Origin of the sequence: Aestuariibacter sp. A3R04, assembly GCF_018860805.1 — a bacterium.
Lineage (GTDB): Bacteria > Pseudomonadota > Gammaproteobacteria > Enterobacterales > Alteromonadaceae > Alteromonas.
This window is the reverse complement of record NZ_JAHKQR010000001.1, coordinates 769,329-776,325: the sequence shown is the minus strand read 5'-3', so window position 1 is coordinate 776,325 and position 6,997 is coordinate 769,329. Positions and strand designations below refer to the sequence as shown.

The following is a 6,997-nucleotide window of genomic DNA, read 5'->3' as shown; positions in this document are numbered from 1 at the left end:
CCAACTGAGCTATTCCCGCTTTGTTTGCAAGTCTAGTGTTAATCAAACATATTTCTTCGTCACCTTGCCAAGCTTGGCAATCACTTCGTGACGAGGTACATGCTCTACCAACTGAGCTATTCCCGCATTACTACAAAACTTTCAGTCAAATTCACGAAACAGGTGCCTTCGCGAAAGTGGAGCGCATTTTACAAAAATAATAACAATGCGCAACCCTTATTTTGCTTTTTTTTGGAAAAAGAGAACTTTCGGTTAAATCGTAAACACTTTTTCCCGATAGAATTTTAACTCAGCAATGGATTCGCGAATATCGTCCAGTGCCAGGTGCACTCCCTGCTTCGTAAAACCGTTCAAAATTTCCGGCTTCCACCGTTTAACCAGTTCTTTGATAGAACTGACATCAATACTGCGGTAGTGAAAATATGCTTCCAAGGTTGGCATATATTTAACCATAAAACGACGATCCTGGCCGATAGTATTTCCACACAACGGAGACTTGCCTGCCGCAACATACTGGCTCAGAAAGGCAATAGTTTGTTCGGCAGCTTCAGCTTCGCTAATCATACTCTCTCGACACCTCGCGGTTAAACCACTGTTGCCGTGCACCCGCGTACACCATTCATCCATACCGTCGAGAATATCGTCGGGCTGATGTATAGCGATTACCGGCCCTTCAGCCAGTACGTTGAGTTGGGGGTCAGTTACGATTGTGGCAATCTCAAGCACTTTACAGGTTTCCGGGTCGAGTCCCGTCATTTCCATATCTATCCAGACTAAGTTGCCATCGTTTATTGTCATGCTTTATTCCTCGTGATTAGCGTGGCACACCGGCCAGACAAACGGTATCATGGATGATAGTATACGTTAACTTTGCAGGAAATCGTGGCAAAAAAACCAAAACTAACCCAGCGCCAAAAACGTCAGGTGGCAGCGAATAGAGCCCGCAGGCTCAAAGACAAAGTCCTGGAATCGAAAAACGACCTCGATACAGCAACGCTCACCCCAGGGCGCGTAGTGGGGCGTTTTGGAAAACACGCTGATGTGGAAAACGCCGAAGGCACTGTTTTCAGGTGCCACATTCGTCGCACTATTGATTCTGTCGTCTGTGGCGATGATGTACTCTTTGACACCGGAACTGAAGGTGATTCAGGTGTCAGCGGCGTCATTGAAATTGTGCGCGACCGTCGCTCTGTTCTTACGCGGCCCGATTATTACGATGGTGTGAAACCAATCGCAGCCAATATCGATCAGATCATCGTAGTAAGTTCAGTGAAACCAGACTTATCGCTGAACATCATCGACCGTTACCTCGTTGCTTGTGAAGACATTGGCATCTCTCCTATCCTCATTCTGAACAAAACTGAATTACTCACCGATGAGGAATTCATAGACGCTAAGCGTCAACTGACCATTTACGAAACCCTGGGTTACCCCCTTGTGTATACCAGTTGTAAACAAGGCGATGGTATTGCCGATCTCAAAGCTTGCTTAAATGACAAAGTAAGTGTGTTTGTTGGCCAATCAGGGGTTGGAAAATCCAGTCTAATAAATCAGGTACTGCCTGATGCCGACGAATTGGTAGGGGAAATCTCAGATAATTCAGGCTTAGGCCAACACACCACTACGGCGGCTAAGCTATTGCATTTTCCCGACGGTGGGGATCTTATTGATTCGCCCGGCGTTCGTGAATTTAGTCTGTGGCATATGCCCATCGAGCGGATCACATGGGGTTTCGTCGAATTCCGGGATTATTTGGGCGGCTGTAAATTTCGCGATTGCAAGCACCTTAACGACCCGGGCTGTCTCATACGCTCAGCTGTTGAGGAGGGCAAAATCAGCCAAGCGCGATTTGACAGCTATCACCGTATTTTGGCGACCATGGACGAGCATCGCCCAAGTTACACAAATCCATTTTAAACAGTTGATTAGCGATTCCAAAACGGCTTATATCAAACTTTGATGGTCCATAACTCGAAAGTGCATAATCCCAACGGATTTTGCGCTACAATTGCCCGCTGAAAACCCTCACATTTGTCATTATCTGGAGAGCTTGTGCTGGATTGGTTTAAAGTTAACTTACAATACGTGTTGCCCAAACATTTACTGTCCCGACTGGTTGGAAAATTCGCCGCCGCTGAAGCTGGCAAACTCACAACATTATTCATCAAATTCTTTATAAAAAAATACAACGTGGATATGGATGAAGCCTTGTATCCTCACCCTGACCATTACAAAACGTTCAATGAGTTTTTTACCCGGGAGCTAAAATCAGACGCTCGGTCCATAGCCGAAGGTGATGACGTAATTGTTCAGGCAGTTGATGGCACCATAAGCCAATTTGGTAATATTCGCCATGACAGTCTGTTTCAGGCCAAGGGACACGATTACAGTTTAACTACCTTGCTAGGTGGTAAACCCGAACTGGCCCAGCCATTTAAAAACGGCAAGTTCGCCACCGTTTATCTTGCCCCCCGAGACTACCACCGCATCCACATGCCGTTGGACGGCACGCTTACCGACATGGTTTACGTGCCGGGAGAGCTTTTCTCCGTAAATCCATTGACCGCAGAAAATGTGCCAGGGTTGTTCGCTCGCAATGAACGCGTCATCGCGTTTTTCGATACGCCGGCAGGAAAAATGGCGATGGTTCTGGTTGGTGCTACCATAGTGGCGAGCATTGAAACTGTTTGGGCTGGTACCGTCACGCCGCCAGCAGGTAAAAACGTTCAACACTGGCAGTACGAGCAAGACTCAGAATCAAGCGTGTCTCTGGAAAAAGGGGACGAGTTGGGACGTTTCAAACTGGGCTCGACCATTGTTGTGTGCTTCGAAAAAGACAGTATTGCATTTGAAGATATGTCACCCGGAATGGTGACTCGTCTTGGAGAGCCTTTCGCAGTTATGCCAGTAAAAGAGCCTTCTTAACGAATGGACCCCGTTAAACGGAGTCTGATAACGCTTCATTTCACCGTTATCTTACTAGGAGCAACTGGCTTATTTGCCAGTATTATCCCCTTGAGTGCGACCGATATTACCTTCGGTCGTTCTTTTTTCGCATGCATTTGCTTGTTTCTCTTTCTACGCTTTTCCAAAACCTCGATGAGGCTAAAAACCGCCAGGGACTACGGCACAGCAATGTGTCTGGGTGTAATCATGGCTGTTCACTGGGTGACGTATTTTGCCGCTATGCAGCACGCCGGGGTGGCCGTGGGTATGATAGCGTTATTCACTTTTCCGGTAATTACGGTACTCATCGAGCCCTTATTTGAAAAGATCCAGCTCGTCTGGCAAGACCTGTTTAGCGCCTTAACCGTACTGGCAGGCGTCGCCTTGTTGGTACCTGAAATATCGCTTGAAAACGACGTAACTTTAGGTGTGATGATCGGTGTGTTTTCGGCCGTTCTCTACGCATTGAGAAATCTACTGCACAGACAGCGTTTCTCCCATTACTCCGGCGCGAAAGCCATGGCCTGGCAAATCCTTATTGTTGCGGTATGCCTGTTGCCCTTTTCAAGCCCGGAACTACCGGATGCAAAAGTGGAAACCTGGTTGCTTTTATTGCTTCTTGGTTCGTGCTTTACCGCCTTGCCCCATGCACTCGTTGCCAGCTCACTGCGTTATTTACGGGCTAAAACATTTTCGCTTATCGCCTGCATGCAACCCATGTACGGGGTATTGCTCGCCATTGTTCTATTACAGGAGTCACCTGGCTGGAAAGCACTGATAGGCGGCGTATTAGTCACTTCAGCTTCGTTGTACGAAACGCTGAACGCTCACAAGCTCCACAAGAGAAGTAACTAAATGGATATCTTCGCCCATCGCGGTGCTAGCGGCGCCGCACCTGAAAATACACTACAGGCTTTTACGTTGGGCTTTGCACACGGCGCAACAGGTGTTGAGTTCGACACTTATGAAGTGGAAGACAAGATTGTGGTTATTCACGATCGTCATCTCAATCGCACCACCAATGGCACGGGAAGGGTTGAAAATGCTACGTTGAGCTATTTGCGGTCGTTGAACGTCGGCGGCGGCGAACCCGTACCATTTTTAGAAGAAGCGCTGAATACAGTGCCCGAGGGAAAGTACTGCAATATTGAAATAAAGGCAGTAAGGTGCGTTGAATCTTGGGCATCCATTTTCGAACAGGCCTGTGAAACGTCAGCTATGGCGGCAGAGAATGTTATAGTTTCCTCGTTTAATCACCCCGTGTTGCGCAAGCTTACTCGCTTGCGCCCAGACTTAAAAATAGGCTTGCTCACCGCCAGCTACGAACTCGATATTCCCACCTTTGTAAAGGCACTAAACCCATGGTCAGTAAACGTGGCTCTGGACGTAGTATCTCAGCCCTTAGTCGACGCCATTCACAGGCTGGGATGTCGGGTATTTGTATATACCGTGGATATGCCTGAAGACATCTTACTGATGAACAACTGGGGTGTAGATGGAATTTTTACCAACTATCCAAAACGCGCCACCACACTTCTGGCTGCGTGTTAACACTTACTTAGTTGCGTGAGCAGAAAACAGACTGTTGCGACAACATTCACATTGACGGCACAAGCGCATGTTAATCCAGTGACCGGAAACTATTAGCAGGGCACCAGCAGTAATGGTTAGTGGCTCAAAATGATGTCCGAAAATATCTTTGAACCAATAAATTAGTCCGCCGCTAAACAGCAAGCCAAGAGGATAGAATTGCCCGTGAAAACGCAGGGCGCCATTAGTCAAAGCCACCGCACCTATGAACATAGAAATGGTTAAAATAGTTCGTTCAAACCAAACCTGTGCAAAAAAAGTGGAGCCTATGAGAGGAATGAGTGGCAGCAACACAGGTAATGACAAGCAATGCAGCGCACACAAACCGGATATCCACATACCCAATCTGTCTAATTTCGTCGAGTTGTCAGCTTCGTCGATCGGCGTCATAGTCCTGCTCATCATCAAAAGGGACGTTATACTATAACAACCCGAGAGAAAAGCAAAATAACAATCGTCCTTTTTCCGCTAATTTGGCGCAACTAGTGGTGCTGTAACAGTATTTTGTTTTGCCATCATTGTTCCCGGACGCGATGTGAACAAATCACTGACTGAGGCCAATCGAACCCCCGTTGTTTCCAGCTCTGGTAGCTTCTTTCGCAAAAAACGCAACGTACTTGGATGGGGATGTGCAATAGCCACTGCAACGCCCTGCTTTTTAGCTAATAGCAATAGCCGCTGATACTCTTTTTCCATGGCTTCATCAGTTCGTACATGATCTAAAAAAACATGACGTCTCGCCGTTGGTACACCTGCGTGTTGAGCTGCATCTTCGGCCACGGTGTTTACTGACGTACGGCTGTCGATAAAAAACAAATCCCGTTGTTTAATCATCGTCATCAGCGACTGCATAGGGCCAACAAGGCTGGTTAGCCTGCTCCCCATGTGATTGTTCACACCAATCGCATACGGAACCTTTGTAAGGGCCTGCTCAAACAGCCGCTGCATCTGCCTGTCATACATTCCCACTTTGAGGCCATCGGGGCCCATGTCCTGGCCATCATATGACTCCATCGGCATGTGCAACATGATGTCCCGCCCTTGGGCATGGGCCAGTTCAGACAATTCGGCAGTCAGTGGAGCATCAGGTAAAATCGAGAACGTCACTTCCCTGGGCAGGTCCAAGGCCCTGTGATCAGAGTCGCGATGTCCGATATCGTCTAAGATCAAGACGATTTTTGGTTGGACACTTGCAGCTGTAACTGGCAGACAAAAGAGTGTAAACAACACACTCAAAAACAACGCAAACCAATCAAACAACTGACGGTCAGTTCTTTTGAGTAAACAAATTTTTAGCAAGCGCACGCCTATTATAATTGTAAAGTGCCCGTATTCCTTTTGGGCGATTTTATTTAGTATTTAGATCCATACACAACGAGAATAACAGCGATTTTCAAAATTTGAAGGTTGATAACAGATTTTTTTGCACTTTTTTTGTAAAAAACAACGTTTAAACAGGCTGCAGTGTATCGGGATAAGCATGTAGTGCAGTGGCGCCCCCCGTGTGTAAAAAAATAACCTTGTCTGAGGTTTCAAAGTCCCCTCTACGAAAGCCGGTAACAACGGCAGCGAGTGCTTTAGCTGAGTATACCGGATCGACCAAAATCCCTTCAGATCTGGCCATCAATTGAAGGGCCTCGTTACCTTCCTGTGTGGGAATGCCGTAGGCCTCTCCCTGGAAGCCTTGCACCAACTCAAAATCAGGTTTAGCCTGCAGAGATAATGAAAAGGTCGATATCATTTCATCAACAATGCTTTTCACGTTGTCAAGTACAGCTGCGCGGTCTGGTTTATATACATTTACACCAATCACTTTAAAGGGGTTTCCCAATATAGCGTTGCCAACAACCAGGCCCGCTTGAGTTCCACCGCTTGCACTAGCGTGAAAAATAAAACATCGCCCCCGCCCAAGGAATGCATCACACTGCTGGGCCAGCTCTTCCACAGCGTTAGCGTAACCGAGGGCACCAATGGCATTCGATCCTCCCGTGGGAATAAAATACGGGCGCTTGCCTTGTCGCGCTTTGTGTTCGATAAGTTCTGTTACTTTTTGTTGCTGCATCGCGGTGTTGTCAACGCGGTGAATAGTCGCACCGAGAAACGCGTTCAGCAGTAAATTGCCATTGTGCTTGTATACATCCAACGTCCTGGGCACCGACGTTGTTAACACGACATCGCATTCCAGCCCCAGCGATGCGCAAGCCGCTGCCGTTTGCCTGACGTGATTCGACTGTAGCGCACCAACGGTTATTACAGACGTTGCCCCTTTTTTTAGGGCATCACCCAGTATAAATTCCAGCTTGCGGGTTTTATTTCCCCCTTGCGCCAGACCCGTGCAATCGTCCCGTTTAATCAGTAGTGACGAAGCAGGCGCCCCTATTTCACCAGCAAAACGAGAAATAGCCGATAGTGGTGTGGGTAAAAATGCCAACGACGTACGTGGCAACTCGGAAAGTTGCAT

Annotated in this window: 8 protein-coding genes; 4 read left to right on the top strand and 4 right to left on the bottom strand. The window is 47.5% G+C overall.

Annotated features, from left to right (window positions below):
• Positions 1–252 precede the first annotated feature (252 nt).
• Positions 253–798 carry an oligoribonuclease gene (orn, locus tag KO518_RS03315; protein ID WP_216024367.1) on the bottom strand — a complete coding sequence of 182 codons (546 nt, stop codon included), beginning with the start codon at positions 796–798 and terminating at the stop codon, positions 253–255.
• A gap of 84 nt (positions 799–882) precedes the next feature.
• Here orn and rsgA point away from each other — a divergent pair, with 84 nt between their 5' ends.
• The 4 genes from rsgA (at position 883) to KO518_RS03295 (ending at position 4,497) form a co-directional block, all read left to right on the top strand.
• Positions 883–1,917, top strand: a complete 1,035-nt coding sequence (gene rsgA / locus KO518_RS03310) for a small ribosomal subunit biogenesis GTPase RsgA (protein WP_216024366.1) — start codon at positions 883–885, stop codon at positions 1,915–1,917.
• 135 nt (positions 1,918–2,052) lie between these two features.
• Entirely contained in the window at positions 2,053–2,925 is an 873-nt protein-coding gene (gene asd / locus KO518_RS03305) for an archaetidylserine decarboxylase (protein ID WP_216024365.1), read from the top strand.
• A gap of 3 nt (positions 2,926–2,928) precedes the next feature.
• Positions 2,929–3,801: a DMT family transporter gene (locus KO518_RS03300; RefSeq protein ID WP_216024364.1), complete on the top strand. Its 873-nt coding sequence runs from the start codon at positions 2,929–2,931 to the stop codon at positions 3,799–3,801.
• Positions 3,802–4,497: a glycerophosphodiester phosphodiesterase family protein gene (locus tag KO518_RS03295; protein ID WP_216024363.1), complete on the top strand. Its 696-nt coding sequence runs from the start codon at positions 3,802–3,804 to the stop codon at positions 4,495–4,497.
• A 3-nt stretch (positions 4,498–4,500) separates the two neighbouring features.
• Here the strand turns inward: KO518_RS03295 and KO518_RS03290 are convergent, their stop codons facing one another.
• The 3 genes from KO518_RS03290 to KO518_RS03280 form a co-directional block, all read right to left on the bottom strand.
• Positions 4,501–4,926: a MerC domain-containing protein gene (locus tag KO518_RS03290; protein WP_216024362.1), complete on the bottom strand. Its 426-nt coding sequence runs from the start codon at positions 4,924–4,926 to the stop codon at positions 4,501–4,503.
• A 78-nt stretch (positions 4,927–5,004) separates the two neighbouring features.
• A complete protein-coding gene (locus KO518_RS03285) occupies positions 5,005–5,835 on the bottom strand; it encodes a divergent polysaccharide deacetylase family protein (protein ID WP_216024361.1) in 831 nt (276 codons plus the stop codon).
• A gap of 151 nt (positions 5,836–5,986) precedes the next feature.
• On the bottom strand, positions 5,987–6,997 hold the full coding sequence (locus KO518_RS03280) for a D-cysteine desulfhydrase family protein (protein WP_216024360.1): 1,011 nt from the start codon (positions 6,995–6,997) through the stop codon (positions 5,987–5,989).

Coding starts and splice junctions, on each gene's coding strand:
- KO518_RS03300 (WP_216024364.1), top strand. CDS start 2,929: ATGGACCCCGTTAAACGGAGTCTGATAACGCTTCATTTCACCGTTATC.
- KO518_RS03290 (WP_216024362.1), bottom strand. CDS start 4,926: ATGACGCCGATCGACGAAGCTGACAACTCGACGAAATTAGACAGATTG.
- orn (WP_216024367.1), bottom strand. CDS start 798: ATGACAATAAACGATGGCAACTTAGTCTGGATAGATATGGAAATGACG.
- KO518_RS03295 (WP_216024363.1), top strand. CDS start 3,802: ATGGATATCTTCGCCCATCGCGGTGCTAGCGGCGCCGCACCTGAAAAT.
- KO518_RS03280 (WP_216024360.1), bottom strand. CDS start 6,997: ATGCAACTTTCCGAGTTGCCACGTACGTCGTTGGCATTTTTACCCACA.